At 36.8% G+C, this 24,521-nt stretch carries 28 protein-coding genes, 2 tRNA genes and 1 other RNA gene; 10 read left to right on the forward strand and 21 right to left on the reverse strand.

Annotated elements, in window-relative coordinates:
* Positions 1 to 12: 12 nt before the first annotated feature.
* Positions 13 to 86, reverse strand: a tRNA-Arg gene (locus CSP5_RS04985).
* A 156-nt stretch (positions 87 to 242) separates the two neighbouring features.
* Between CSP5_RS04985 and CSP5_RS04990 the strand changes: the two genes are divergently transcribed.
* The 3 genes from CSP5_RS04990 to CSP5_RS05000 are packed head-to-tail and all read left to right on the forward strand — an operon-like array spanning position 243 to position 2,904.
* Positions 243 to 1,124, forward strand: coding sequence for a hypothetical protein (locus tag CSP5_RS04990; RefSeq protein ID WP_148689785.1), 882 nt, complete (start codon positions 243 to 245; stop codon positions 1,122 to 1,124).
* 53 nt (positions 1,125 to 1,177) lie between these two features.
* Complete coding sequence (locus tag CSP5_RS04995) at positions 1,178 to 2,014, forward strand: ABC transporter permease (protein WP_148689786.1); 837 nt, start codon at positions 1,178 to 1,180, stop codon at positions 2,012 to 2,014.
* Positions 2,014 to 2,904 carry an ABC transporter ATP-binding protein gene (locus tag CSP5_RS05000; RefSeq protein ID WP_148689787.1) on the forward strand — a complete coding sequence of 297 codons (891 nt, stop codon included), beginning with the start codon at positions 2,014 to 2,016 and terminating at the stop codon, positions 2,902 to 2,904. The genes CSP5_RS04995 and CSP5_RS05000 overlap by 1 nt, the downstream gene beginning before the upstream one ends.
* A gap of 26 nt (positions 2,905 to 2,930) precedes the next feature.
* Here the strand turns inward: CSP5_RS05000 and CSP5_RS05005 are convergent, their stop codons facing one another.
* The 3 genes from CSP5_RS05005 to CSP5_RS09870 form a co-directional block, all read right to left on the reverse strand.
* Entirely contained in the window at positions 2,931 to 3,332 is a 402-nt protein-coding gene (locus CSP5_RS05005; protein ID WP_241869797.1) for a DUF2004 domain-containing protein, read from the reverse strand.
* A 27-nt stretch (positions 3,333 to 3,359) separates the two neighbouring features.
* Positions 3,360 to 5,015, reverse strand: coding sequence for a CoA-transferase (locus tag CSP5_RS05010; RefSeq protein WP_148689788.1), 1,656 nt, complete (start codon positions 5,013 to 5,015; stop codon positions 3,360 to 3,362).
* 126 nt (positions 5,016 to 5,141) lie between these two features.
* Positions 5,142 to 5,876 carry a J domain-containing protein gene (locus tag CSP5_RS09870; RefSeq protein ID WP_197685796.1) on the reverse strand — a complete coding sequence of 245 codons (735 nt, stop codon included), beginning with the start codon at positions 5,874 to 5,876 and terminating at the stop codon, positions 5,142 to 5,144.
* Between the two features lie 81 nt (positions 5,877 to 5,957).
* On the opposite strand from CSP5_RS09870, the gene CSP5_RS05020 reads away from it, so the two are divergent.
* Positions 5,958 to 6,458, forward strand: a complete 501-nt coding sequence (locus CSP5_RS05020) for a flavin reductase family protein (RefSeq protein ID WP_172399412.1) — start codon at positions 5,958 to 5,960, stop codon at positions 6,456 to 6,458.
* Between the two features lie 150 nt (positions 6,459 to 6,608).
* Here the strand turns inward: CSP5_RS05020 and CSP5_RS05025 are convergent, their stop codons facing one another.
* The 7 genes from CSP5_RS05025 to CSP5_RS05055 form a co-directional block, all read right to left on the reverse strand.
* Entirely contained in the window at positions 6,609 to 8,651 is a 2,043-nt protein-coding gene (locus CSP5_RS05025) for an ABC transporter substrate-binding protein (protein WP_148689790.1), read from the reverse strand.
* 150 nt (positions 8,652 to 8,801) lie between these two features.
* The gene (locus tag CSP5_RS05030) at positions 8,802 to 9,200 is read right to left on the reverse strand and encodes a PH domain-containing protein (protein ID WP_148689791.1); all 399 of its coding nucleotides are present in this window, start codon (positions 9,198 to 9,200) and stop codon (positions 8,802 to 8,804) included.
* The gene (locus CSP5_RS05035; RefSeq protein ID WP_148689792.1) at positions 9,181 to 10,134 is read right to left on the reverse strand and encodes an oligopeptide/dipeptide ABC transporter ATP-binding protein; all 954 of its coding nucleotides are present in this window, start codon (positions 10,132 to 10,134) and stop codon (positions 9,181 to 9,183) included. Before CSP5_RS05035 ends, CSP5_RS05030 begins: the two co-directional genes overlap by 20 nt.
* Positions 10,127 to 11,095 (reverse strand): ABC transporter ATP-binding protein, encoded by a 969-nt coding sequence (locus CSP5_RS05040; protein WP_148689793.1) that lies wholly within the window; start codon positions 11,093 to 11,095, stop codon positions 10,127 to 10,129. The genes CSP5_RS05035 and CSP5_RS05040 overlap by 8 nt, the downstream gene beginning before the upstream one ends.
* A gap of 9 nt (positions 11,096 to 11,104) precedes the next feature.
* Positions 11,105 to 11,971 carry an ABC transporter permease gene (locus CSP5_RS05045; RefSeq protein WP_394335019.1) on the reverse strand — a complete coding sequence of 289 codons (867 nt, stop codon included), beginning with the start codon at positions 11,969 to 11,971 and terminating at the stop codon, positions 11,105 to 11,107.
* Positions 11,972 to 12,054: 83 nt separating this feature from the next.
* Complete coding sequence (locus CSP5_RS05050) at positions 12,055 to 13,086, reverse strand: ABC transporter permease (RefSeq protein ID WP_148689795.1); 1,032 nt, start codon at positions 13,084 to 13,086, stop codon at positions 12,055 to 12,057.
* A gap of 182 nt (positions 13,087 to 13,268) precedes the next feature.
* Positions 13,269 to 13,343 (reverse strand) — tRNA-Arg (locus CSP5_RS05055).
* Between the two features lie 56 nt (positions 13,344 to 13,399).
* On the opposite strand from CSP5_RS05055, the gene CSP5_RS05060 reads away from it, so the two are divergent.
* Genes CSP5_RS05060 through mptA form a run of 3 tightly spaced genes read left to right on the forward strand, consistent with a single transcriptional unit; the run spans position 13,400 to position 14,905 of the window.
* Positions 13,400 to 13,642, forward strand: coding sequence for a KEOPS complex subunit Pcc1 (locus tag CSP5_RS05060; protein ID WP_077076299.1), 243 nt, complete (start codon positions 13,400 to 13,402; stop codon positions 13,640 to 13,642).
* The gene (locus CSP5_RS05065) at positions 13,643 to 14,002 is read left to right on the forward strand and encodes a prefoldin subunit beta (protein ID WP_021790036.1); all 360 of its coding nucleotides are present in this window, start codon (positions 13,643 to 13,645) and stop codon (positions 14,000 to 14,002) included.
* 9 nt (positions 14,003 to 14,011) lie between these two features.
* Positions 14,012 to 14,905 (forward strand): GTP cyclohydrolase MptA, encoded by an 894-nt coding sequence (mptA, locus tag CSP5_RS05070; protein WP_021790035.1) that lies wholly within the window; start codon positions 14,012 to 14,014, stop codon positions 14,903 to 14,905.
* Here mptA and ribH read toward each other — a convergent pair.
* The 4 genes from ribH to ribB are packed head-to-tail and all read right to left on the reverse strand — an operon-like array spanning position 14,902 to position 16,928.
* Positions 14,902 to 15,306 carry a 6,7-dimethyl-8-ribityllumazine synthase gene (gene ribH, locus CSP5_RS05075; protein WP_021790034.1) on the reverse strand — a complete coding sequence of 135 codons (405 nt, stop codon included), beginning with the start codon at positions 15,304 to 15,306 and terminating at the stop codon, positions 14,902 to 14,904. The genes mptA and ribH overlap by 4 nt on opposite strands.
* A gap of 11 nt (positions 15,307 to 15,317) precedes the next feature.
* The gene (gene ribC, locus CSP5_RS05080) at positions 15,318 to 15,812 is read right to left on the reverse strand and encodes a riboflavin synthase (protein WP_148689796.1); all 495 of its coding nucleotides are present in this window, start codon (positions 15,810 to 15,812) and stop codon (positions 15,318 to 15,320) included.
* On the reverse strand, positions 15,809 to 16,240 hold the full coding sequence (locus CSP5_RS05085) for an adenylyltransferase/cytidyltransferase family protein (protein ID WP_021790032.1): 432 nt from the start codon (positions 16,238 to 16,240) through the stop codon (positions 15,809 to 15,811). The genes ribC and CSP5_RS05085 overlap by 4 nt, the downstream gene beginning before the upstream one ends.
* Positions 16,233 to 16,928: a 3,4-dihydroxy-2-butanone-4-phosphate synthase gene (gene ribB / locus CSP5_RS05090; RefSeq protein ID WP_077076301.1), complete on the reverse strand. Its 696-nt coding sequence runs from the start codon at positions 16,926 to 16,928 to the stop codon at positions 16,233 to 16,235. Before ribB ends, CSP5_RS05085 begins: the two co-directional genes overlap by 8 nt.
* A gap of 61 nt (positions 16,929 to 16,989) precedes the next feature.
* Here ribB and rimI point away from each other — a divergent pair, with 61 nt between their 5' ends.
* On the forward strand, positions 16,990 to 17,445 hold the full coding sequence (gene rimI, locus CSP5_RS05095) for a ribosomal protein S18-alanine N-acetyltransferase (RefSeq protein WP_077076302.1): 456 nt from the start codon (positions 16,990 to 16,992) through the stop codon (positions 17,443 to 17,445).
* Here rimI and CSP5_RS05100 read toward each other — a convergent pair.
* From CSP5_RS05100 to CSP5_RS05125, 6 genes are all read right to left on the reverse strand, one after another.
* Entirely contained in the window at positions 17,434 to 18,567 is a 1,134-nt protein-coding gene (locus CSP5_RS05100) for an HD domain-containing protein (RefSeq protein WP_148689797.1), read from the reverse strand. The two genes, rimI and CSP5_RS05100, sit on opposite strands and share 12 nt — an antisense overlap.
* Before the next feature lie 13 nt (positions 18,568 to 18,580).
* Positions 18,581 to 18,886: signal recognition particle sRNA (ffs, locus tag CSP5_RS05105), an RNA gene on the reverse strand.
* 173 nt (positions 18,887 to 19,059) lie between these two features.
* The gene (locus CSP5_RS05110; RefSeq protein WP_148689798.1) at positions 19,060 to 20,037 is read right to left on the reverse strand and encodes a nicotinate-nucleotide--dimethylbenzimidazole phosphoribosyltransferase; all 978 of its coding nucleotides are present in this window, start codon (positions 20,035 to 20,037) and stop codon (positions 19,060 to 19,062) included.
* A gap of 4 nt (positions 20,038 to 20,041) precedes the next feature.
* A complete protein-coding gene (locus CSP5_RS05115; RefSeq protein WP_021790027.1) occupies positions 20,042 to 21,031 on the reverse strand; it encodes a cobalamin biosynthesis protein in 990 nt (329 codons plus the stop codon).
* Entirely contained in the window at positions 21,021 to 22,448 is a 1,428-nt protein-coding gene (locus CSP5_RS05120; RefSeq protein ID WP_148689799.1) for a cobyric acid synthase, read from the reverse strand. The genes CSP5_RS05115 and CSP5_RS05120 overlap by 11 nt, the downstream gene beginning before the upstream one ends.
* Positions 22,441 to 23,484, reverse strand: a complete 1,044-nt coding sequence (locus CSP5_RS05125; protein ID WP_077076305.1) for an aminotransferase class I/II-fold pyridoxal phosphate-dependent enzyme — start codon at positions 23,482 to 23,484, stop codon at positions 22,441 to 22,443. The genes CSP5_RS05120 and CSP5_RS05125 overlap by 8 nt, the downstream gene beginning before the upstream one ends.
* A gap of 47 nt (positions 23,485 to 23,531) precedes the next feature.
* Between CSP5_RS05125 and cobS the strand changes: the two genes are divergently transcribed.
* Both cobS and CSP5_RS05135 read left to right on the forward strand, forming a co-directional pair.
* Positions 23,532 to 24,266, forward strand: a complete 735-nt coding sequence (cobS, locus tag CSP5_RS05130) for an adenosylcobinamide-GDP ribazoletransferase (protein WP_148689800.1) — start codon at positions 23,532 to 23,534, stop codon at positions 24,264 to 24,266.
* Between the two features lie 72 nt (positions 24,267 to 24,338).
* Positions 24,339 to 24,518, forward strand: a complete 180-nt coding sequence (locus CSP5_RS05135; protein ID WP_021790023.1) for a DUF1059 domain-containing protein — start codon at positions 24,339 to 24,341, stop codon at positions 24,516 to 24,518.
* Positions 24,519 to 24,521 lie beyond the last annotated feature (3 nt).

Raw genomic sequence — 24,521 nt, forward strand, 5'->3', positions numbered from 1 at the left:
CTTTTGTTATGACGCCCGAGCCGGGATTCGAACCCGGATCAAAGGCTCCGCAGGCCTCTAGGATATCCAAATTACCCCACTCGGACTTATGTGCCTTTTATTAAAAATAAAACGCAAATTCAGTTACTGAATGTTTTCAGAACTATAATATGTTTCCCAAAGGTGATTAGTTGTTTCAAGAAGTTCCATTTTTATAGGATATTTTGAGATAACTTTTAATAGACACATTCAATTATTTTCTTATGATAGCAATTGTTAAAATTATTATTATAGCTGTTATAGTGGTTGGTGTTGCAGCCCCAACTTCATACGTTGCATACAGTTATTTATCCTCATCAACACCTCCAATGACTCATTTTATTCCCGAAGGGGTTTCCGCTCTTGTTGACTATAAAGTGAACAATACTAATTTCATAGTTTATGCATCAAATACCACAGCAGGTGTAATTCTGAATTACAACCTTAGTGCCTTTGAAAATACAGCAAAAAATTCCTCTAACACAACTGCAAACACAGTTAAAGGAAGTAATGTTTCAGTAAAATATTATATGACCTATGAGAGCTACAACATTTACAGGGTATCAAACATATCCTTATCGAATTCAATAAACCTCTCCGCAGCAGGTAACCTTCCAGGGAATGTAACCAGTTCTATATATGTGGCACCTATAGGCAACTCATTTATTGTGCTTTCCAATCTTTCAGGTGTAAAAATGGCAATCAATGCAAATCATACCGGTAAGTATTTGAAAGAACATCAGTCTTTCCTTGCAATGAAGGGGAGCGGAATTTCATTTTATGTAAATCTTTCAGCGTTGGACTATTCAAAAACGATTCCAATCTCAAAAAGCTCAGGTGTAAGTGTGTATTCAAATATGTTCAGTGGTGTAGTAATATATGGAAACGTTTCAGCTAAATTTACAAATATTACAATCACAGGCGTAGATCATTCCCTCGACAAGAACATTTCCTTAATTACTGGTATTCTTCCGTCTAATCTGACTGTTACTTATAATTATAATTCCGTAAATGGAATTTACAGTGCAGAATTTAATGTAGGTTTCGCCAATTACAGATATGTGGCAACAGAAATATTATCTGAACTTGGAAATACTAAATTTTAATTTGTAAGAATTTTTATTGACTTTTTTTAAATATCTTTTGGACATTACCTATTATGTTTAAGAGAGCTTCTCTTCTAAAAGATACTTATGTATATTACTTCAGGAATTATTACAGATCAAAAAGTTTCTACTTGATGTTTCTAATGGCAATTCTCGTGTCCATACTTTTAATTTATCTTTCCTTTAGATATCAATCTCAAATTTCATCTTTTGCACATAGAGCAGGGCTAGATATTATTGGACCTCACGGAGATGAATTGGTTCTTGCCTATCTATGGACATTTATACTTTCATTGCTCCCTGTATTTGCATCAGTATTTTTTGGTTCACCAGCCATTTCAAGTGAAATAGAAAGTAAGACGGCATTTCATATCTTTACCCTTCCTATACCCAGAACTATTTTGTTAACGGGAAAATACCTGGCAGCAGTTACAGTTACTTCCCTAATAGTTGTGACCTTTACTGTAATTGAGATTGCTACTTTCCAGTATATATATGGCATAATTCTAATCCAGTTTCTATATAGCTTTCTTCTTACGATCCTATTCATATTTTCAATCTCAGGAGTTACTTTTTTGATAAGCAGTTTATTTAACAAAAATACCTACGCTTACATATCAGTTCTCCTGATCTATCTATTAATCTTCAATGCAGGGACCATCATAATAGAGTTACTTTATAAGGTAACCCCATACTATCTATTAAACGAAGCTGAAACCATAGTTTACAGAGTTTTCCTGAACTTTTCCTTTGGTATAACAACAACTGTACCATCAAGCTTGTCAGCATCTACCCATGAGATAATTGCAAGTTCACTGATACTTGCACTTTATGCAATCATAAGCTTTGGAATTACTTTAATATTATTTGAACGTAAGGAGGTGAAGTGATGATGGAACTGGAAGCAGCTAATTTAAGCAAAAAATATGGAAATTTTTATGCTTTACAAGATTTTAATTTAGATGTTCATAAGGGTGAATGCGTAGCACTTCTTGGTCCTAATGGTGCAGGAAAGAGTACATTGTTAAAAATTTCCACAAATATAATACATCCGACAAAAGGGACTCTTAAGATCGCAGGAATAAATGTACAGGATGATCCAATGAAAGCGCTTGAAAAGGTTGGTCCACTGGTGGAACTCCCGGAGTTTTATCCATATCTCAATGGAACTGAAATTCTTAATTTTGTATGCAAGGTGAAGGGAGCCTCAAAAGAAAAGATAAAAGATGAGATAGAAAGGCTATCTTCTATGCTAAAAATGGAAGAATTCATAAATAAAAAGAGTGGGTCATATTCCAGAGGGATGAAGCAGAGGCTTGCACTGGCATGTTCTATGACAATGGATCCTGAGCTACTTATACTTGATGAACCAACCTTTGGCCTTGATCCAAGAGGGATGAGAGAATTTATTGAAATAATTAGAGAGATAAATGTAAAGGAGGGGAAAACGGTAATCCTAAGCACACATCTGATTTCAGAAGCGAGGGAAATAGCAGACAAAGTTGTAATTATTAATCACGGTACAAAAATGCTTGAGATGAAAAATGAAAGAGAAACAAATCTAATGAATGTCACATTTTACAGTAAACCTGAAGCATCTTCCCTGGAAACATCTTCCATAAAGGTCATTGAGGATCATGGAAATACTGTAACTATCCAGAGAGATGAAAACATATCCAACGATGACGTAATTGATTACTTCCGGGAGAAGAATCTAAAGATAAGATGGATAGAACCCACGAACCAGATAGAGCGCAAATACCTGGAACTCATTAATTGAACTTAATAAATGTATTAATTTATTATTTAAATATAATCCCAGAGACGATCCTGCCAGAGATCGTATTCCTCCTTTAGTTCCTTAATTTCCACTTCCTTAAATCCACCCTTTTCCTTCGCTCTTTTATATTCCTTCATCAGATCTTCCTGACTGTTCTTTGAGAGATCGTCAAAATATTCTTTAATTTCCTTTTCTATGGCAGGGTGTAACTTTCCTATTTTTTCCCCGCTATAAAGTACCTTGAAGAATACATGATCTCCTAGGGTTACGTGGAAAATACTCCACTTCTCAACGTAATTATTCAGAAAATGGTTTCCCGTTAAATTACCTAAAGCCTTTACGATTTCCTGATTCTGATCGGAATCGTTCAACTGAAACGATATCTCCACTCCTTTCTTCATTTTCTCTCTTCCATACATGCTAATCATAATTTATAAAGAGATTGGGATTTTGTATTAGATTTCTGTAGCCCACGTCTCAATATCCCTTCTTTCCATTTCCTGTGAACCGAAAACGATCTCAGGCATCTTTTTTATATCCCTGCTCACATCTGGTTTGAATTCCATCTTCTCTACAATATCCTTATCAATATCTATTCCTTCTGGCACTTCTGTTATACACAAACCTTTTTGTGTCAGATCAAAAACACATCTCTCTGTAAAATACTTTACAGTTTTACCATATTTCAGAGCCTCATTTCCGCTAAAGAATATCTTATACACCTTCTTGACAAATTTAACTGTATTCGCATCTTTTAATATTTTCAATTTTCCGTCCTTAAACTGTAATTCAATTTTCCCAGCGGTGAAATTACCTGCAAATAAAGATGTTGGAGATCCCTGTGCAATAACTGAAAAACCACCAGGTCCTGTTAGCTTATTCGGGATATAGGAAGGGTTCACGTTCCCACTGCCATCAATTTGAAGAAACCCAAGTGATGCAACATCTATTATTCCGCCCTCATAGTTTGAGAACATATCTGGAATTGTGGACAGGGCAAAGGCACCCATGGATACCCCAAAATCGCCACCAGTTAGAGCTATACCTCCCCACGGTCCCGATTCTACAACTGTAACAATATCCCTGGAATACCCTGCCCTGGAAAGAATTGATGAAACTAGTGCAGGTATTCCAACACCAAGGTTAAGTAAAATTGTATTTCCTTTCTTTTTTCTCATTGATACGAGTTCAAGTGCGATTCTTTTTGCGATTATACTCTGAATGTATGGAACATTGGAATTTTGAAGATCATGAAGGATGCTGTCGGTAATGTTTGAAGGATTAATCTTAAAACAGGCCCTTGGATCATATTCAAACGAAGGTGCCTGCCAGTGATATTCTCTGGGGCTTCTAACAACTATGTCCACTAATGGATACGGTACTTCAACCATCCTGGGAGCAAACTGTTTTTCATTATCCAGCAACTTCACCTGTGCAATTACTGTCCCAGGATTGGGTCTAGCCTTCACTGCCTGTACTATATTTATTACTGTTCCCCTGATAGGTTCGTCTTCCATTGATAGACTGCCCATAATATCAGATGATGATACCCTTACAAAGCAGACATCAGGTTTGGGTGCCTCATAAAGTAATAAGGGGCTGCCAGAAATGTTCAGTTTTGTAATTTTGCACATATTGCTCTTTCTTGCACTTTCATTAAGTGTTCCACTGTCCTGATCCGGATCAAGAAATGTTCCTATTCCTATCCTTGTCAAAAGACCTGGTCTTCCTGAGGCAACTTCCCTGAACCAGTATGATGCTATTCCAATAGGCCACCCATACACAGGTATTTTATCCTCTAGGGTTATTTTCTGTAAAAATGGAGAGAAACCCATGAATGGTATCAACAAACCCCTAATTAGAGAGAAATCATTTGTCTCATACATTTCTTTAAGAACTGCATCAAGAGCCCTGTCAACTGAGGCAGGAAGTGCATCTGTTTCTATGAACAAATCTCTAGGGTGACCCGTTAGTTTATAATTCTCGTACAACTTTTTGAGAAGAAACTCTGGGGTATTTGCAAGATTAAACCCTGAAATTGCAAGAGTGGAACCATCCTTGATATCTTTGTAAAAATTAAGTTCCTGATTTTCTGTATATATTTGAACCATCTAAATCATTCATGTAGATTTAACCAATTTATTAATTCTTTGAAAAAGATTGGGCATCCTTAATTTTTAAATAATAATTGTTTTAAAATGCTATTATCATACAAGTGTCAATACAAACAAAAAGGATTAATTAAAACGTTTCTGCAAATATTCATAGGCTGCATTTATTTCCTTTATTTTTTTAGTATATTCAGAGTTGTCAGCATTTTCAGAGAGATCAGGATGATATTTTCTTACCATTTTCCTGTATGAAGATTTAATTAGTTCAGGGTCTTCTGTTGGATTCATTTCAAGCAAATTAAACATTTCTGTTTCTAATTGCAAATTATCGGATTCACTTTGAATGTGGGGCTCGTAACCAAACTTATTTTTGTATCTATCATTATCTACATACTCATAAAATATATCATGGTCTTTTTCGGGGAAACCGTAAATTTTTACAGCTTCCATTAACTTGAAGAAACATAGTTTCCTATCCTTCCTCTTTAAGGAATTATTCAGGGAATAATAGGCCTCATTAAGATTAGAATTTAAACCATCACTAAAATTGCATAATACTACAAAATTCTTTATGATATCGGGAAGTCTGAGAGACCACCCAATATTGCCAAATGACTCAAAAACACTCTTCCTGTAAAGTGGTTTGGCCTTTATCCCGTCTCCTGTTATGTAAAATCTAATAATTCCTTTCCTGTCAGAAATAATAGATTCCTCAATTATCCAGTAGATGAAGATATTCTGGAATAACTTCTTTCCGTTGAATATACTTAAATCTGTTTGAAATTTAAGAAATCCATTTTCCTTTTCAACTTTTAATGGCTTTGAAAAGTTTGAAAATGGGATCTGATTTCCCTTTACCATTATGAGGGGGTATAGATTTTTCTTTTAAGATGTTTCGCAGATGTTTATACACTATTTTATACGATTTCATAATGCAGCCTGGTGTTGATAGAGGATTTAGATAAATCTCAGAACTATACCACAACCACAGTTGCATTAGTTACCTCTAGAAATGGAAATGTGGATAATGTTATGTCAGCTGAATGGAGCATAAGGGTGTCCATAGATCCATTTCTCATAGGAGTTATGGTGGGGTATGAGCGTGAATCATACAGACTTATATCCAGATCTGGAGAATTTGGTATCAATTACTGCTCAGATGAACAGGGAGAACTTGCTCATATTGCCGGTAACTACTCTTTGAAAGATACTAACAAATTTCAAAAAGGACATATAGCTACTTTTTATGGCAAGTTCATAAAAGCGCCCTTAATAGAGGGGTGTATATCAGTATACGAGTGCCGGGTAATTAATGAATTCAAAGTAGGAGATCACGCTGCTTTCATTGGAGAGGTACTGAATGGCTACTACGATGGTACTAAGAAACCTCTGGTTTTCCACCAGGGAAAATTCTTTCATCTTGGTGACAGAATCTCCCATTAAAATTTAGTTCTGTAATCCTACAAATAATTATTCATAAATTTCATAATCGTCAAACGAATCTTTGAATTTTCTGTTGAACTTTGATCTTATAAAAAATTAATTTATTCAAAAATGAATTGAAATAAAGGTTAATAAAAATCGTATGGCTGATTAAAACAGCCTGGAAAATATACTTGAGTCAGCCTGCATAGATGATACGAATGCCTGTACATTGTTTGATGAATTTTGATTTGCTACTGCCACTGAACTGGATGCTGAAGATCCGTGATATGAAATGGTCAGTAAGTTATAGAAGTAACCAACGAACGCGTTATCAACGAACCCGTGGACATAGGGCTGTATGAAATATACGTTGTTTGGCATTGGAAGCCAGATATATGCTGATAGGTTATAGGTAATGTTGTATATTTCTTTCATGTCATGGGCCTGGACTGCAGATGACTGGAAATCAAGGGTTGAAAAGAGATTCTGCAACGTCTTATTATTTACAAACGCATCATTTCCGCCTAGAGCTCCACCCTGCTGTATATCGTACACAGGCATTAACTGCTGTCCAATTGGATCTGGATAATCAGGTACCCATCCAAGGTCCATAAACCTCGGGAATGAACTGTTTTTCGTAAGACCTGCAAATGTTGCCTCAGTAACTGATTTTGATGCAAAATGCAGTCCAATTTTAGCGAAGGAACCAATAGCATATGTAAACTGAGCAGTTTCTATTGAATTTATTGGTGATATTCCAGTAAGATTGAATGTAACTGCAGTACTAAGATCATATCCAGATGTATCTCCATATTTATGAGTACCAACTGTTACGTAGTATCCTGATTCATTTCCAGCCATTGATATGTTCTGTAATGCGTATTTAAGATTCTGGCTCTGCAATGGGAGGTTTAGAGGATTGTAGAATGCGCTACCATATGAAGGGGAAATTGGTCCAAGCTCATTGTAAGCCTCTGGTTGACCATTGTAATTGTTGTTATATATGCTAGTTTGTTCTGTATAGTTATTTGCCTCTATAAGTGCTCTTCTGAAATGTATGTTGTTGGTGTATGATCTTTCTGTATTCATTGAGAAGTAAAATACTCCATCTATTGGGAATGATTTTACAAGATTATAATTGGCTTCTGAGCTATTATAGAAACTAGTTATAATGTTCTTGAAGGATGCAGGGGAAACTGTAGATATTTGTGACGTATTCTTGTCAAATTCCTCAACTCTGTCTGCGTGAGATAGTGCATATTTTATGACTATTTCCTGAATGTGAGGAGCTTGGAGGGATGAGGGTGTGTTTGTGCTTTTAGATACCCAGTAGTTAGGATTTGCCTGCAGAACCACAGTATCAAGACCGGCACTTGCAGATTTTACTTCGTATGGCCCAGTTCCAATTGCACCATTATCGTTGATGTAGGTATTTTGCTGATTATATATCACTCCACCATTTGCGTCAACTTGTCCTGGATATATTACTGCTCCCCACCATCCGGCCAGATCTGATAGCATGAATGAATAAACATAGAGACCCTTTACTGTAACAGTGTAATTCCCATTAACAACAACAGCCTGATGAGCATAACTCATTAGCATCATGTTTGATTTGTTTGTGTTAAAATTAGACAGTACATAATCAAGAGCGTTTGCAGTATTTTTAGTTGTTACTGTTAAGTTATTTCCTTTAACGTTGTAATGAGAAAGAGTATCGTTTTCAAATGCTCCAATTGTGCCCCATGGTAATGCAATACCAGTTGCTGCATAGTCAGAAGCATTAAACAGTATATTTGGGTAGTTAGATGTGGATACTCCCTGCCCCATTATGATTGTCCTGTAGATTGAAAACCAAACATCAGGAGCAGTCATGGGTTTTCCATTACTGAATGTGACATGTTGTCTCAATGTGAAAGTATAATTCTGTTGTGAAACATTTGTTACACTTTTAGCGAGAGCCGGCACAACTCCTACACCAGAATTATGGAACTCAGTTAATTCCTGATACAAGGCAGTATAAAGCGGCTCATCTGTCGTAAAAAATCCCGTTGCTGGATCCAGTTCCCCTGGTGCAGCAGTTTGAGATGTGTCAGTAAGTACTGAGGATGTAGCTTTAGCTGGATGATAAAATTCCAGTACAGAAACACCCGCGGCAATCAAAATGACAACAACCACGACAGCTATTATAGCATTAGTATGTTTTACCATAAGCCTAAATAGTTAAATGCTAAATATAAAGATTATGGTAATTTTTAAGTCAATTATATATCATGGAAACCAACAAAATCCGAGAAAACCTACTAATTAATATTAAGAATTTAATATATATTATTCACAATTCTATCAAATTTACTTATTTCAATCGGAAAATCTTTCACCCAGAACTATTTTTAAGTCGCTGTGAATTTTATTTCCCAGTGGTTTATCTTTTATGAGAAGATTTCGTCCCCTTGATATAATGTAGATTGATTCCAAACCAAATTTCTTTTGAAGGTAACCTTGAGTTGAAAAAGCCTCAGACACGTTTCTTGATAGAATTGTGTGATTGAGGAAGAAATTCTTAACTTCTATCTCTGAATCCGTTATTATAAATTTATAATTTCTTTTCCAAAGTATATACAAAGCAACCAATAGATAGGATATTAAAAGGAAAATAAGATAATTGGTGAAATTTTTTGGTGAAATTTCTAGAAATACAGAGAAAATGGCTATCAGGATTGTAGCTTTTAATGTAGTTTTAATTTCCATTGCTCCCATATAACCAGCACATCACTTTTACCCCATTTACATCTGCATAACCAGGTTCCCTCGTTTTGCATATTTCCATGACGAAAGGGCATCTGTTATGGAATCTGCAGCCCTCAGGAGGATTGATAAGGCTTGGTACGTCGCCTACTGGAGAGGCGACCTCCTTGCTGTTAAAAGATGGAATAGAACTGATCAGAAGTTGAGTATAAGGATGTTGAGGTGACTCAAGAATCTTTTTAGTATCGCCAATTTCAACTGCCTGACCAGCATATATAACGACCATTTCGTCACTTATGTATTTAGCTACTCCTATATTATGAGTTATAAAGATGTATGTAAGATTGCTCTTTTTCTGGATAGATATAAGAAGATTTAACATCTGAGCCTGTATCGATTCATCTAGGGCGGACGTTGGTTCGTCAAGAACAAGTAATTTTGGCTCCTTAATTAGTGCCCTTGCAATCGCGATTCTCTGAACCTGACCTCCAGAAAATTCTCTTGGCTGTTTATCCTTCGAATCATCATAATCCAGTCCAACGGAATTTAGAACATTTTTTACTGCCTCTTCATCGAATCTTCCCAATGGTTCTGAAACAAGATCCTTTACTTTCATTCGGGGATTAATAGATGTTGAAGGATTTTGAAAAACCATTGAAACATTTTTTCTCACGTTCCTGATACTGTTTTGATTGATCTCTTTTCCTTCATAATAGATCTTTCCTTCAGAGGGCTCTTCGATAGTGGCAACAATCTTACCAAGTGTAGACTTTCCAGAACCACTTTCTCCAACTACTGAGAGAATTTTTCCAGTTTCAATTGTCAAGTTAATGTTCTCAAGTGCCCTTACATTCGGTATCTTTCTCCTTGCAATAGTGTCTAGTAACTGTTTTTTCTGGACAGGATATAATTTTTTAACATTTTCAAATCTGAATATTTCACTCATAAAGCCAGCACCTCACCATAATATCTTGCTGGTAATTTATCAACTTAGGTTCTTCCTTTCTGCATTTATCAAACACCTTATTGCATCTGGGGTTAAATCTGCATCCTGTCGGCATATCGAAAAAAGAAGGTGGAGAGCCAGGAATAGAATATAATTCCCCAGAGGATTTATAGTTACTAGGGACACTTCTAAGCAGACCTTCTGTGTAGGGGTGCAGAGGCTTTTTTACAATATTTTCAGCAGGACTATTTTCTGCAATTCGACCTGCATACATTACAAGTATCCTATCGGATAAAACATATGCCAAACTGAGATCATGTGTTATGAAAATAATGGACATTTTAAATTCCTTATTTAACTGCTTCAATAGATTTATAACCTGTGCCTGTATGGTTACATCTAGAGCTGTTGTTGGTTCGTCGGCTATAAGCAATCTTGGCTTTAAAATTATAGCCATAGATATGACTACTCTCTGAACCTGACCTCCAGAAAGCTCATGTGGGTATCGTTTCATTATTTCCTCTGGATCTGGTAGCCTCATGATTTTTAACGTTTCTACAGCTTCTTTATGCATATCATTTTCAGAAAGATTCTCATTCTTTCGCTGGCTTCTAATTCTGATTGCCTCAATAAGCTGATACCCAACTCTCTTAACAGGGTTTAAACTGTTCAGAGGATTCTGAAAGATCATGAAAACACTTGTTCCCCTGTAAATTGTCATTTGATCCTCAGTTAATTTCACCACATCCCTGTTTTCAAACAAAATTTCCCCGGATACCACTCCAGACATGGGTAACAATTTTGTGACTGCCTGCCCAAGAGTACTTTTACCTGAACCCGATTCCCCTACTATGGAAATAATCTGTCCTTCTTCCATCTTCAGGCTGAAATCCTCAAGCACTGTTGAAATGCCATTTATGGTTTTGTAGCTTACCTTTAAATTATTTACTTCCAGTAACAATTGATCACCTTAATAGTCTATCCTGTTGTTTATGAGGTCTTGATACCTGTCTCCGACCAGAACGAATCCTATCACTATAACTAAAATTGTAATCCCCGGGAAGAATGAATACCACCAGTCCGCTGGTAGATAACTCAACCCATTTGAGGCCATTGCACCAAGCTCTGGTATCGGAATCGATAAACCTATGCCTAGAAACGCAAGGGTTGAATACGTTAGAATTACATTTCCAAAATCCAATGCAGCATATGCAATAATCGGATCTACACTGTTCAGGAAGAGATATTTTATAAAGAAATTGTGAGTTTTAACGTTATTAATTTTTGCTGCCTCTACAAAATCCATGTTCTTTAATCTCAATACCTGACCTCTGAAAAACCTTGTATATGTTGGCCACCATACTATACTCAACCCCAATATGACACCAGAATAAGTAGCTCTCAATGGAATTGATATTGCAATTACAAGGATTAACGCAGGTATTGCCAGAAAAGAATCGGTCAACCTCATAATTATTGTTTCGAGCCATCCACCTTTATACGCAGCACTAATCCCAAGAATAGCACCTATGACTATTGCAGAGAAAACCACTATAACAGATACGAATGCATCTCTCGGCATTGCAAAGAGCATTCTAGATAGAATACTTTCCCCTTCAAGGTTTGTTCCAAACCAAAATGCTACCGATTTTGTTGAAGGTGGTAAGAGACTATTTGCCAAAACAGTGTGATATGGATCTGATGGTAACAAAATATAACCCCAGCTGGAATACTTAGGAAATGATGACATATACTCCAGAAAACCCTGTATTGCGGACCAGCCAAGAAATGCAACGACTATAATCATCCCAATAATAGCCGACTTATCCTTTGACATCAGTTTCAGGAAATTTGACCTCTTTTTGAAGGCTGTCTTTCTTGCCCCTTTTTTTTCTTCGTCCTTGTGTGTTTGTTCATTGATCATTCCAGCCTCACCCTTGGATCAAGAATACCATATAGTATATCCGCAACCAGATTTGCTATTATAATAGAGATGGCTATTATGATAGTAGTTCCTAAAATTGCAATATAATCCAAATTAGTAATGGCATAAACTATGAACCATCCCATTCCGTGATAGTCAAAAATATCTTCAACAACAACTGCACCTGCAACTGCGTATCCAAAAGACAGAGCTAAAAGTGTAACTATTGGTATGGAAGCATTTCTGAGAGCTACGGTATAAACAGCTCTTTTCCTTGAGATTCCTTTCATCAAACCCAGCTTGAAATATTCTGATTCCATGGAATCTAGCATACTGGATCTTGTTAATCTTGTAATTATACCAAAACTTAGCAATCCTATTGCAATAATAGGCAGAATCATATGATGAATTAAACTAATAAAATAAGTAAAGTCTCCAGCTATTAGAGCATTTAAAAGCGGAAACCCTGTGACATTTGGAGGAGATATTAACAGTGGGTTCACTAATCCGGTAGCTGGTAGTAGACCAAGGTCATACGCAAAAAATAGTTGCAAAACTATTGCGACCAAAAAAGGTGGTGATGCCCAAGTAATAAGATAAACACCCTTTACTGCCTGATCTCCAGCCTTCCTTCTCTTTGAAGCGCCGAATGCTCCGGTAAATAATCCAAGAAACATAGATAATATAAGCGCCGGAATGACAAGCTCAAGCGTTCTTGGTAGGTATCTGGCTATTAACTGAATTTCAGGCCTGTGATAAGACGGATCAAATCCTAGATTCCCGTGAAAAATATTAGAAATATAGTTAAGCACCTGATATTCAAGAGGTGCCTTTAGATCATATTCGCTAATAATTGCATCCAGTTGCGATTTAGTGGTGTGTCCCGGCCCAGCGTATACCTTGGCGAGGGAGTAAGGATTTGGTGCAACAGCGTGAATCAGAAGATACACAATCGTTATAATAAGGAGCAGAGAAACTACCGCATATATTGCTCTTCTTACTATATACAGAACTAGATTTGTGTTCACTAGTGCAGAATTTAATTACACTATTTAATGATTTATAGCATTTAAGTGAGAATTATGTTTCAATTTACTTAATTTTATGCAGATTTTGTATACAAAATTACAATCAAATACTAAAATAAATTAGTAGATATAAAAAAGAGATATATTACTATATAATTAATTTTTTACAAAACTAAAAAAAGCGGGCTTGGTGGGATTCGGACCCACGATCACCGACTTAGAAGGACGGTGCCTTATCCAGACTAGGCCACAAGCCCATGCAAGGAAAATACTAACTGGCATAAATATTTTTGAGTTAAATGCATATCTAATTGTGGTAGAGAAAACAATTTCAGTTACATTAGATTTTGAAAAGAGCTGGTATTTGAAGCAAATACTTGCAATACTACCAAATATTGATGAAATATCCGGTAGAACTCAAATAAACACTCGGGAAACTGAACAATCCTTTCAAATTTATATAGAAGCGAGGGATACTGTTGCAATAAGGGCTGCACTAGGTTCGATAACAAGATGGATTCTAATTGCAGACAGGTTAGTTAAAGAGGTGCAATGAGTGGAAGGTGGAATAAGTAACTATTTACAAAATCAAGTAAGACAGGCTCAACAGATTGAAAACCAGATAGAACAGATAGGCACTCAAAAATATCAACTTGAAGTGAGAATTAAGGAACTTTCTAAGACCCTTGAGGAACTTGGGAAAGTGGGAGAAGGAATGCCAATATATAGAAGCGTGGGACCGGTCTTATATAAAGTTGATGACAAAAACAAATTAATAGAAGAACTCAAAGAGCAAAAAGAGTTGAGTGAAATTAGGATAAATACCATTGAAAAACAACAGAAAGCCCTTGAAGAGAAATATAAAGAAATAGAGGAAGTTATTAAGAAAGCATATTCAGAAAGTAAGACTAAATAAGGAAGTTTTATGGATAAATATAAAGATGTTCAGGGTGGAGAACCTGTTCATCTACTAAATGTGGACAGAGTTGGAGTCAAAAATGTAAGGGTTCCAATAACGGTGAGAAGGGGAAATGATGTTTTTAATTTGTCCGTTAGTCTAAACGTATTTGTTGATCTTCCTTCCTGGAGAAAGGGTGCTGATATGTCAAGAACCATTGAATCGATAAATTCCGTTATTAATGGTCATAAAAGCGAAGACGCCATAGAACATGTATCTATGGAGATTTGTAAAGAATGCCTTAAAAGATTTGACTATTCACAAAAGGCAATGGTAGAAATGAATACAGTGCTTTATCTTAACAGGAATGCCTCTGGAGGTTCTGAATCGTTTGTTCCCTATGAAGTTAAGGTAAATTCAGAACTTGATAGGAATGGAACCAGCAAGACTACCTTATCTGTTGAAATAATGGTAATAAACGCATGTCCATGTGCAATGGAAACGGCAAGGACAATACTAAAGGAAAGTATTCCTGAGGCTACTGAAATACTTGATAAGATTCCAGTAATAACTCACAATCAAAGGAATCACATTGTAATTAAAATAGAATACAGAGGTAATCTTGATATTGAAATCAAGAATTTAATAGAATTTGTGGAAGGTAGAATGAATGGTTCACTTCTACCACTCCTGAAGAGATCAGACGAGGGTGAGATGGTTGTAAAAGCTCATTTAAATCCTATGTTTGTTGAAGATATTGTAAGGGATATTTCATTTAATATAGTGAGGTATTTTTCTGAAATCGGAGATGATGTTAGATTAACAATATCATCCGAAAGTGAAGAAAGCATTCATCCCCACAATGCATTTGCGGAGATAAGTTCGACTTTTGGACAGATAAGAAAAGAAAATAGTAATTAATTCTTATTTGCTTTCAGCATTTTAATAACTGCTTCAACCGCGCTTCTGGCCTTTTCAATTCTTGCTTCTGCCTGTAATCTTGTCTGTCCAGGACCAGTAACTCCAAGCGACACTGGCATTCCTGTTTCAATGGATATATCCATGATTTTTCTTGCTGCGTTCTGCATTATAATGTCATCATGATCTGTTTCTCCCTGAATGACAGCACCCAGTGTAACAACACCGTCCACGTTTCCTGCTTCAATAAGTCTTTTTACGCCGAGTGGGATCTCAAAAGTTCCGGGTACCTTAAGTACTTCTGAAACCTCACCACCAAGAAACTTAACGTGATCTATGGCTCTTTCCAGCATCATCATTGTAATATCATAATTATATTCCGATACAACTATTCCAATTTTCATATTTTTTCACCTCAATGTGTTATTGCACTTCCTTTTTTCCCTTCGCCCAGTACGTCCCCCGCATCTGCATATCCCTGCCTTAATCCCTTTCCTGCATTCTGTGTTAATTTATCCGGAAAGAAAAGTAGATTGTAGGCGTTAATGGCATGTTCTCTTGCTCTCTGGTCACAAAGCCATGCCAGCTCCCTATCATCTTTTGCCTCATCTTCATGAACAAATACTTCAATTATATGTTTTCCTACCTTTAATTGCACTTCCATTAATCCAGTAGATGCGACCTGACTTGAAATCTTGTCAACTGGTTTCCGTCCAGGCATTCCGCATGCAATGACGATGTCACAGCCTGTGTTGAATAACAAAAGGCTTGCCACTGGAAGATCCTTAATTCCTGGGACTGTATATCTTGATATTCTGAATCCAGTTCCCGTTGAACCAAGTTCCTCAATTATAGACTTTGCCATGTCGTATCTTGCAAAAGTTGTGTCTGCGATCCCAATAAGTTTCATGCCCTTATACCTTCCATTTCAACAATCTTTCTCTTGATCATTCTTGTTCCTACTGGATCAGTTGAATCAAATTTCTTGCATCTTACCACTCTTACCTTAATATTTCTCTTAGCACATTCTTCCTCGATCTGCTTTTCATCAAATTTCTGATCGAAGCCTAAAGTGATAATATCAGGTTTCAGCAATTCAACTGTTTTGAATATATCACCGTGATTCCCAACTATGGCCTCATCAACCATTTTGAGATTGGAAACCATTTCTCTTCTTGCACTTTCTGAAAATACTAACTTTTTACCACTTTTCTGAGCATTCAGATCAGTTGCAACTACAACCACTAAATCTTCTCCAAGTGCTTTCGACTGGTTTAGATAATTTATATGCCCAAGATGAAGGATGTCAAACACCCCTGTTGCCATTACTTTAGTCATTGGTCCACTTTTCTATGATTTCCTTTCCCTCTATAAATGTTAAGTTATGTTCCACTGCAAAGTTTCTGGCTTCCTCAAATGTCATCGCTCTACCTGAATCTGAAAGCATCTCGGCTAAGGTTGCACTTGGTACCAAACCTGCTCTTTCTACTAAGTATGTGGCAAGCTCTGTATGTCCTCTTCTCTCGCCAAAGTAACCTTCTCTTGCTATCAGCAGATGAACATGGCCGGGAATCCTGAATTCCGTATAAAATTCATCCACAATATCTTCCTTCGATTCTATGTTTTTTATGAATTCTACAAGTTTTGAAATTGTTACCTGCCTGTCCATATCTGGTATTCCAGTATAGGTACTTCTATGATTTATTGTAAAAGTGAAGGATGAATGTTTATCATATCCCATATCTGAGGTATTCGTGGCCTTTTTCCCGTATGGCAGGAACCTTTCATAGATCTCCTCAAGATAGGGTAACTGAATTAGATCAGCCTCTTTCTTCCTAATGGTAGTGCATATAAGACCACCCGCTTCCTTTCTTAACATTTTTATTGAATCTGAAGTAACAAACTGTGATGCGAAAATAAGATCTGTCTCACCTTCTCTCTTTGCATCATCAAATATTAATATGGGTGAACCATGCTTCATATCGTCGATGGCCTGATCGAATGCCAACTCTTTCTGTCTAATCATAGATGGATATTGAAGGATGCATTAAAAATATTTGGTAGATACTCTAATTTGAGTTGATTACATGAAAATAGACAGGATTACTGATGATGACCTTAGGAAACTGGTGAAGCTAGAGGAACGTGCTTTTACTGTTGGACCCTATTCAGCCGATATGCTTAGATATGCACTATCAGAGTCTGGAGACATGGCGTTCAAGGTTGAAGATGAAGAAAATATAATAGCCTACATAATGGCATGTCCAGTATCAGATAGTTCTCTGGATATAGAGTCTGTAGCAGTTGATCCAGAATATAGAGGTAAGGGACTTGCAAAGGCTCTATTTCAACATATAGAGGATATTGCTAAACAAAGAGGATATGAAAAGATAGTTCTTGAGGTCAGAGAGCACAATCCGGAAGCCATTGGTTTATACGAAAAATTAGGATTCAAAAAAACAGAATTCCTCAAGAACTACTATAGTGAGAAATTGAATGGCAGTAGAAATGCATTCAGAATGGAAAAACGTTTAATCGAGTAGGCTTCTAATTTCTTCCTGTCTTATTTGTAGTTTTTGTGGTCCATATATGGTTATATATCTCCTGTTGAAGCTATCATAAAGCGAGTTAATCAATGGTGAAAGTGAACTAATTTCCATGAATTTTCTTCCCTGTTTTACCAGCACCTCATTTTTACTTTTCTTTCTGTCCTGATATGCATATGGAGGTACATAATCAACTATAAGCTCAGGATATTTTTCATGAATCTTACTTTCTATTTCAGGATTCCTTATATCAGGAGCAGAATCCCTGTATACGACCTTGTATAGATCTCTTCTATCTATCTGCCCGATCATATCTGAACTTGAAGCCTGATTTCTTAGATAATTCAGGAAAATATCATCATGCATATCCATCATTGAACTGTCAACCTTATCCAGTGAGTCCATTGCTCTCTCAATCATTTTTTGTGCAATCCTGACGGTTTTATGAAAATATACTGACTTATGCATCAGGTTTCTTGATAGAAGGATCGATTCCACTGATGTTATTCCTTTTTCCTCAATGAATATTTTTTCGCCATCTGTCCTGAGTATGTCTACCATTCTTTTTATACTGAAAGCTATGTTTCCTGTTCCTGTAAAGTAACTATCTCTTACAAGATAATCCATTTCATCGGCATCTAAAGGTCCACTAACGATTTCACTTTCCAGTTTAAATTCTCTGTGACCTCCAGAAAGGATTCTGGTCACCACTTCAGGATCAATATCATTAGACTCCAAATATTCCCTTATTTCACCCGTTCCTTTCTTACCAAGTATAATTTCTCGTCCATTTTCTTCATGATTTACGTGGAATTTATCCTGAAAAAAATCTTCGAATGAATGACTTAAGGGAAAATGACCTATATCATGCAGGAGAGCAGCAAATGTAACCTCCGTGGGATATTTAGTTTCAAGTTTCCGTGCGATCTGGTCGGCCAGTGCCATAGTTCCAAGTGAATGCTGAAATCTAGTATGAACTGCACCCGGGTATACAAGATAACACATTCCAAGCTGCCTGATCCAGTGCAGTCTCTGAAACTCAGGAGTGTCTATTATTTTCAAAAATTTTTCCGGAATCTCTGTGTAACCCCAAACAGGATCCTGAATGGCTTTGAACATTTTTAACCTCAAATACCGGACGCGCCCAGATTGGGCCTGACGTCCTGCTAAGTTTACCCCTGAGTTCACTCGACCCCGGTATCCAGCAGCACCAAAAGTTCCACCTACCGTTGCTCCCTTCCGGACCTGGCGGGTTTGGTGAATAAGTTACGGAAAGCATTTCCTTTGAATTGCTTTCTGTAATCCTCCGATCCGCTGGGCCGAAATCTCATTGATTCCTCAAGGCTTAACAGAGGCCAGGTTGGCCTCTCTGGACTGTCGTTCCCGCGTATAGGCTTCGGGTAACAGGAAGAGCCTGGCTTCCCAACCTAGTCCGGCTATTACCTTTATTAATCCTTCCTTAATATTTTTTCCATAGTTTTCGCATGTTTTCGCATTTCCTTTGTGACATCCTCCCACCCCTGAAGAGTGCGGGATTTCCCGCTCACACGTGTTGAAACTTATTTATACGAAGGAATGAAAAAGTTTTTTGATTAAATGGAAACAGGATTTTCACATAAATGATTCGTAGACGTCATCGATCGATTTTATTATTCTTTCAGTGCTTGCTTCCATCTCTGCCAGTACCATAGATCCGCCCATTCCTGCTCCTTCTTTAACGTATCCGTCCTCAAAGCGTCTTATTCCATCGAACCTTGATTTTGTTAAATCAGTACGGGAAAACCTCAGGTGATCCGGATCGACCAGATATTCCATAGTTTTTCGTGAGTCTTTCATTACCTGTTTAGTTGTCCACACTTCGAGATTATCCACCGGTAGTTTCATAGAAGATGCAATGTAATATATTGTTGCCATCTGTGTACCGCCAGAGAGAACTATTCTGGAGTCTTCGTTCTCTGAAATAATTCCAAGTGCTATTTCCTGAGTATAATCCCCAACCCTTGATATGGATTTCAGTGGATCATTCTGAATTCCGTGTCTCTGAATCATTTCTTCTATAACGTCACTCTTAAGGTTTGTAGGGTTTATTCTAAATGAACTGCTTGTTTTTATATCCAAACCGAGAAGTGATAGGACAGATTGTGCAGTAGTCGTTCCTCCTGGTATGGATTCTGAAATCATTATGGAACGACCATTTTTTAAAAGTGTCTTGCCAATATATCTGCCAGTTGAAACTGCAAGTGATGCCTGAGGTAAAGCCATCTCTTTCCTTCCGTCTCTCGCTGGATTTAGATCTGTATGTAGATAGGCACACTTTGGTTTTATCCCCATCCCTCCATCCACTACCAGAGTTTCCAATCCAGAAATACCAAGACATGCTCTGGCTATGAGGGAAGGTGTTGGTAATCCATCGGGTGTCATTGGAGGGACATCAAGAGATTTACATTCCCCCTCTACAAGTATTTCAGAGTCAAGGGCTGGTGTTAGAAAGGTTAGATCTGGAGTTTTACCAGCTGATGTTATACCTGGGATAAGGGATATCTGTGTATTTCCCGCTATCATCAAATTAATGTCAGGTTTTCTATTCATTTTATCATACCACTATTTTAAGGGGAAATAAAAAGAATATGTGTGGGTAAAGAATATATGAAAAAATGAGGATCAATGGGATTGTTACGAAAATTACCATGAGAAAGAATGAGAAATAGAATATTCTTAATGCTTTCTTGAGATCGCCAAGAGTTGGGTCAAAACCTTTTCTGTTAATCACATAACTTCCTTTTTTCTCAAGCTTAAGATTCAAAACAATTGCCATTGTACCCATGGAATATGCAGCATTCCTACTGGGTACGCTATTTAGAACGGATGAAAGCAGTGATTTCCTATTGCTATAGTTCAGCATATATGCAGAAATTGATATGAGTGCAGATGAAATTCGTGCAGGAATATAGTTAAGAATTGTATCCATAGCAGCAGAAGCCCTTCCAAATTTCAGATATTTTTTATCCCTGTACCCAAAGGTTGAATCCAGTGTGTTCACGATTCTGTAAACTATGGAACCAATAACACCAAATATGGAGAAATACAGTAAACTTCCTGTGAATGAATCTGTGATACCTTCAGCAACTGTTTCAATGGCCGCAGATATTAGTAAGGGTTCGTTCAACTCTGAAACATCTCTTCTTACACATCTGGAAGTTAGGACTCTGGCACTGTCCATATCTCCTTTTTCAAGACTCTTTATTATGGGATTAATGTGCGCTCCCATTGAGGTAAATGCAAATGTTGATTTTGCAATTATGGCGTAAAATATCAGGAAAAATATGTATATAAGAGGAAGACTGTAAAGGAAATCAAAAACCACTCCAAAAAATATGGTGATTGGAATTACTGTAAGCAATGCAGTAATCCACCCTGCCCTCACCAGCTTCCTGGATTTCTGCATCCCACGCCCAATGAACATGGCCCATCTTCCTGAGATTACTGCAATGTGTAGAAAACCTCTGGGTTCTCCGAATATTATGTCTATTATAAGGGCAAGGAAAAGAGTTGAGATTATGATTGAAAGGAATTCAGGTTCCATTTACGATCTGCATTAACAGTTCTCTTTTTAAATTTACGGATAGATTCATGGAGAATGATTTGATATTATCTTCCAGGGTTTCTTCGAAACTTCTACTTCTATTTATCCCTGTAAACCACTGAAAAACATTGGAATTTTCAAGGATCCCATGAAGATTGGTTCCAATAATTTTTCCGTCTGTGCTTATAGAACCTTCTGGACCAACGTTTGTATTGACAAAGTTTTCCTCATTTTTACTCTGTTCCTTTCCATAATGGATGAAATAGGCAGATCCTTCTAAGGGCAGGTTTCCAAGAGAACCGTGATACTTAACATCCCTAATCTCCTTTTTAGAATCATATAGGAAATTGGTATTTAGTAAACCAAGACCTTTAAGCTCATTCACAGGTAGCTGAACATGATCTGGATCCAGTATAGATCTTGACAGCATCTGGTATCCTCCGCAGATTCCCAGTATTTTCTTCCCATTCTCTAGAAATTCGCTTATCTTCTTCCCGATTCCTGTTTTGATTACAAAATTAAGATCTTCATAAACATTCTTTGAACCTGGAAACAGAAGAGAATCTACACTATCAAGCTGTTCCGGAGTGGTTATATATTTACCAAGCCCCATCTGTATAAGTGGATCAATGTCACTGTAATTCTCAAAATATGGATATCTTATAATGCCAACCTTTGATCCGTTTATATTGCTGTAATCAAGAGAATCTTCTCCAGGTAATGTAGTGTTTTCCATATGGGGAATTACTCCCATGCTGATCATCCCTGTCATAGAACTTATCTTTTCTATACCACTGTTCAGTAAATCCACCTCACCTCTCATGTTGTTTATGATGAAGTATTTTAGTACGTCGGGATACTGAGCAAGTGCCTTTGTTCCGTATAGTGATGAGAATGAACCACCATTTTCAATGTTGGTAACAAGTATTCCAGTACCTTTGAATTCATTTGTTAACCATGTATTCGCAAGATCCCTCTCATAGAGATTGATCTCCGCAGCTGACCCAGATCCCTCTGCAACAACCACATCATAGCTTTCAAGAAGAGACTTTAAAGCCTCCTTTACTGCTAACCTTGCTTCATCCCTCAGTATCTTTCCATAGTCATCAATGGTTCTGCTCCCGATGGACTTTCCCATAAAAATTACCTGGGACTTTCCTGATCCCTCGGGTTTAAGTAGAATAGGGTTAACCTTCCAGTCAGGTACTATTCTTGAGGCTTTTGCCTGTAACCATTGAGATCTTGCTATTTCATAACCATCTACAGTGGATATAGAATTCAATGACATGTTCATTGCTTTGAATGGCGATACTCTGTATCCCAGATCACTTAGAATTCTGCAAATCCCCATCGTAATAGTACTTTTCCCAGCATTGGATGATGTTCCCATAATGTGTATAAGCTTACCCTCAACCATTTATTACCGCCCGTATTGCCTTAATTAACTCCATATTTTCGTCGTGACCTCTTATATTTATTCTAAAGTCTCTCCCTGTAAAGCCATAAAAGTCACCCAGATTCCTTATTAAGAATCCCTTTTCCATAAGTTTTGTTTCAAAAAACAGAGGATCTATTTTTTCATTTAGACTGAAAGCCAGAAAGTTAACCTCTGACCTTCCCAGTACCTTTAGTTTCATTTTCTTTAATTCTAATACTAGATTTTCCCTTTCCCTTTCAATGTTTATGATATCAGGCTGATACTCAGACCATTTTTCTAATATAAGTTTGTAATCCTCTGGAATAGTCCACGGTCCCCTGATTTTCTTAAGAATTTTTATAGTTTCGGGTGAACAAACACCAAATCCTAATCTAATTCCAGGTAATCCACTCACTTTAGTAAGTGACCTTCCTAATATTACATCAGGATATTCTTCAGTAACTTTCCTAAATTCTTTTTGCCTTTCCGTTGATAAAAAATCTATATATGCCTGATCTAAGAAGACAGTTGCACCTTTCTTCGTTGAAATCCGGATTATTGCTTCAATCTCTGTGGAGTTAAGCATTTCACCTGTAGGATTGACAGGTATATTCAATGAGATTATATCATAACTAAAATTTTTTATAATTTCAGTGTTCTTAATCAATGCTCCTAAGGATAATCTTGCTATTCTACAACCACTGACCTCAGCTGCTCTTCTGTGCTCTGAAAAAATTGGTTCTATTAACAGAGCGTTCCTTCCTGAATGTGATTGATATACATAATGAATTAGAGATGTCATTCCATAGGTTGCAATAATTCTTTCAGGGTTAATGTCGAATAGTTTCCCTATGAGTTCCTCTAATTTTTCTTCACCCGCAGGGTAGTGTTTCAAAACTCCCGTCTTTTTACCCACAAGATATTCTGGACTGTTGTGATTGATATTCGCTGAAAAATCTGTTATTTCGGGATATTTATCCTTGATCCTCAGGAAATGATCACCGTGTGTAAAATTATCATCTGAACTTAATTTCATTTTAGTGTAATTAATTTCATATTTATATCACTTAAGTATATTCCAACGTGAAAATATCAAAATATGCAAGGGCATCGATTTCTTTCTTTACAATCATACCTGCAGGAAATGCAGAATTCATACCTGAAGCTATCTATTTTCTCTGGTTACCATATCTTCTATCAGGACTGGTCTCCTTTATAGTTTTGTACGAAATTGAAGGTTTCGTTTCAAAGTTCATTCTCGCAATAATTGCGCTCAGTATAATAGGTATTATACACGGTGCACAGAATCTTGATGCGCTATTTGATCTTGGAGACGGGCTCATGAAGAGAGGAGAGGCAGAGAAAAGACTTAAGGTGATGAAAGATCCATCTGTTGGTGCTGGAGGCTTATTTATGTTCTTTGTTGTATATGGGATTAGTGTTTCTGCCTTATTTTCTGTTCCCACAAACAAAATTCCCTACATGATACTTTTTTCCCAGTTAGTGGATATCATTTTCATGTCAGTGGTATTCTTCAGAAATAAGCCAATAGGTGAGGGTTATGGTAAATTCTTTTCAGTCATTTCATCAAGATGGACATTTTTAATAACTTCCTTTGGAATTCCGTTTATATTATCATTGTTACTCTTCCCAGAGTATATTGTTGTTCTTTTTTCTGTAATTATAATAGCAATTATTCTGAGGCTTTATCTTTACAAAATTTTCGGAGGCGTAAATGGAGATATAGTTGGAGCGTCTGGGGAGATCGGAAGAATGTTTGCCATTCTTCTTTCAACCATTTCAATTTTTATTGTGTGAATTGAGGATTCAGTAAAAATGTGTTAGTATTGAGAATGATAATTTTTTATGCACGTATACAATGTCCATTCTATGTCAAGATTTTATTATGCTTGTAAGGACGTAGGATTTGATTGCAGTTACCATATTGATGAACCAACTCATAAGGATCTGTGGAACAAAATAAGGATACATAATAGATATGCACACAATCAATTTGATATTACCCCTGAATGGGAAGAAAAAATAAATAAGGCAATACAGGAAAAGTGAAGT

It is taken from the genome of Cuniculiplasma divulgatum (genome assembly GCF_900083515.1).
GTDB lineage: Archaea > Thermoplasmatota > Thermoplasmata > Thermoplasmatales > Thermoplasmataceae > Cuniculiplasma > Cuniculiplasma divulgatum.

What these genes read in the sequence shown, in the direction of transcription:
- CSP5_RS05035 (WP_148689792.1), bottom strand. Translation starts at nt 10,134, where the DNA reads ATGAGTGAAATATTCAGATTTGAAAATGTTAAAAAATTATATCCTGTC.
- CSP5_RS04995 (WP_148689786.1), top strand. Translation starts at nt 1,178, where the DNA reads ATGTTTAAGAGAGCTTCTCTTCTAAAAGATACTTATGTATATTACTTC.
- CSP5_RS05120 (WP_148689799.1), bottom strand. Translation starts at nt 22,448, where the DNA reads ATGGTTGAGGGTAAGCTTATACACATTATGGGAACATCATCCAATGCT.
- CSP5_RS05025 (WP_148689790.1), bottom strand. Translation starts at nt 8,651, where the DNA reads ATGGTAAAACATACTAATGCTATAATAGCTGTCGTGGTTGTTGTCATT.
- CSP5_RS05110 (WP_148689798.1), bottom strand. Translation starts at nt 20,037, where the DNA reads ATGAATAGAAAACCTGACATTAATTTGATGATAGCGGGAAATACACAG.
- CSP5_RS05000 (WP_148689787.1), top strand. Translation starts at nt 2,014, where the DNA reads ATGATGGAACTGGAAGCAGCTAATTTAAGCAAAAAATATGGAAATTTT.
- ribH (WP_021790034.1), bottom strand. Translation starts at nt 15,306, where the DNA reads ATGAAAATTGGAATAGTTGTATCGGAATATAATTATGATATTACAATG.
- CSP5_RS05005 (WP_241869797.1), bottom strand. Translation starts at nt 3,332, where the DNA reads ATGATTAGCATGTATGGAAGAGAGAAAATGAAGAAAGGAGTGGAGATA.
- CSP5_RS05045 (WP_394335019.1), bottom strand. Translation starts at nt 11,971, where the DNA reads ATGTCAAAGGATAAGTCGGCTATTATTGGGATGATTATAGTCGTTGCA.
- CSP5_RS05125 (WP_077076305.1), bottom strand. Translation starts at nt 23,484, where the DNA reads ATGAAATTAAGTTCAGATGATAATTTTACACACGGTGATCATTTCCTG.
- CSP5_RS05010 (WP_148689788.1), bottom strand. Translation starts at nt 5,015, where the DNA reads ATGGTTCAAATATATACAGAAAATCAGGAACTTAATTTTTACAAAGAT.
- CSP5_RS05115 (WP_021790027.1), bottom strand. Translation starts at nt 21,031, where the DNA reads ATGGAACCTGAATTCCTTTCAATCATAATCTCAACTCTTTTCCTTGCC.
- CSP5_RS05030 (WP_148689791.1), bottom strand. Translation starts at nt 9,200, where the DNA reads ATGGGAGCAATGGAAATTAAAACTACATTAAAAGCTACAATCCTGATA.
- CSP5_RS09870 (WP_197685796.1), bottom strand. Translation starts at nt 5,876, where the DNA reads ATGGTAAAGGGAAATCAGATCCCATTTTCAAACTTTTCAAAGCCATTA.
- CSP5_RS05135 (WP_021790023.1), top strand. Translation starts at nt 24,339, where the DNA reads ATGTCAAGATTTTATTATGCTTGTAAGGACGTAGGATTTGATTGCAGT.
- ribB (WP_077076301.1), bottom strand. Translation starts at nt 16,928, where the DNA reads ATGATTAGACAGAAAGAGTTGGCATTCGATCAGGCCATCGACGATATG.
- CSP5_RS04990 (WP_148689785.1), top strand. Translation starts at nt 243, where the DNA reads ATGATAGCAATTGTTAAAATTATTATTATAGCTGTTATAGTGGTTGGT.
- CSP5_RS05085 (WP_021790032.1), bottom strand. Translation starts at nt 16,240, where the DNA reads ATGACTAAAGTAATGGCAACAGGGGTGTTTGACATCCTTCATCTTGGG.
- CSP5_RS05100 (WP_148689797.1), bottom strand. Translation starts at nt 18,567, where the DNA reads ATGTTCAAAGCCATTCAGGATCCTGTTTGGGGTTACACAGAGATTCCG.
- rimI (WP_077076302.1), top strand. Translation starts at nt 16,990, where the DNA reads ATGAAAATAGACAGGATTACTGATGATGACCTTAGGAAACTGGTGAAG.
- mptA (WP_021790035.1), top strand. Translation starts at nt 14,012, where the DNA reads ATGGATAAATATAAAGATGTTCAGGGTGGAGAACCTGTTCATCTACTA.
- ribC (WP_148689796.1), bottom strand. Translation starts at nt 15,812, where the DNA reads ATGAAACTTATTGGGATCGCAGACACAACTTTTGCAAGATACGACATG.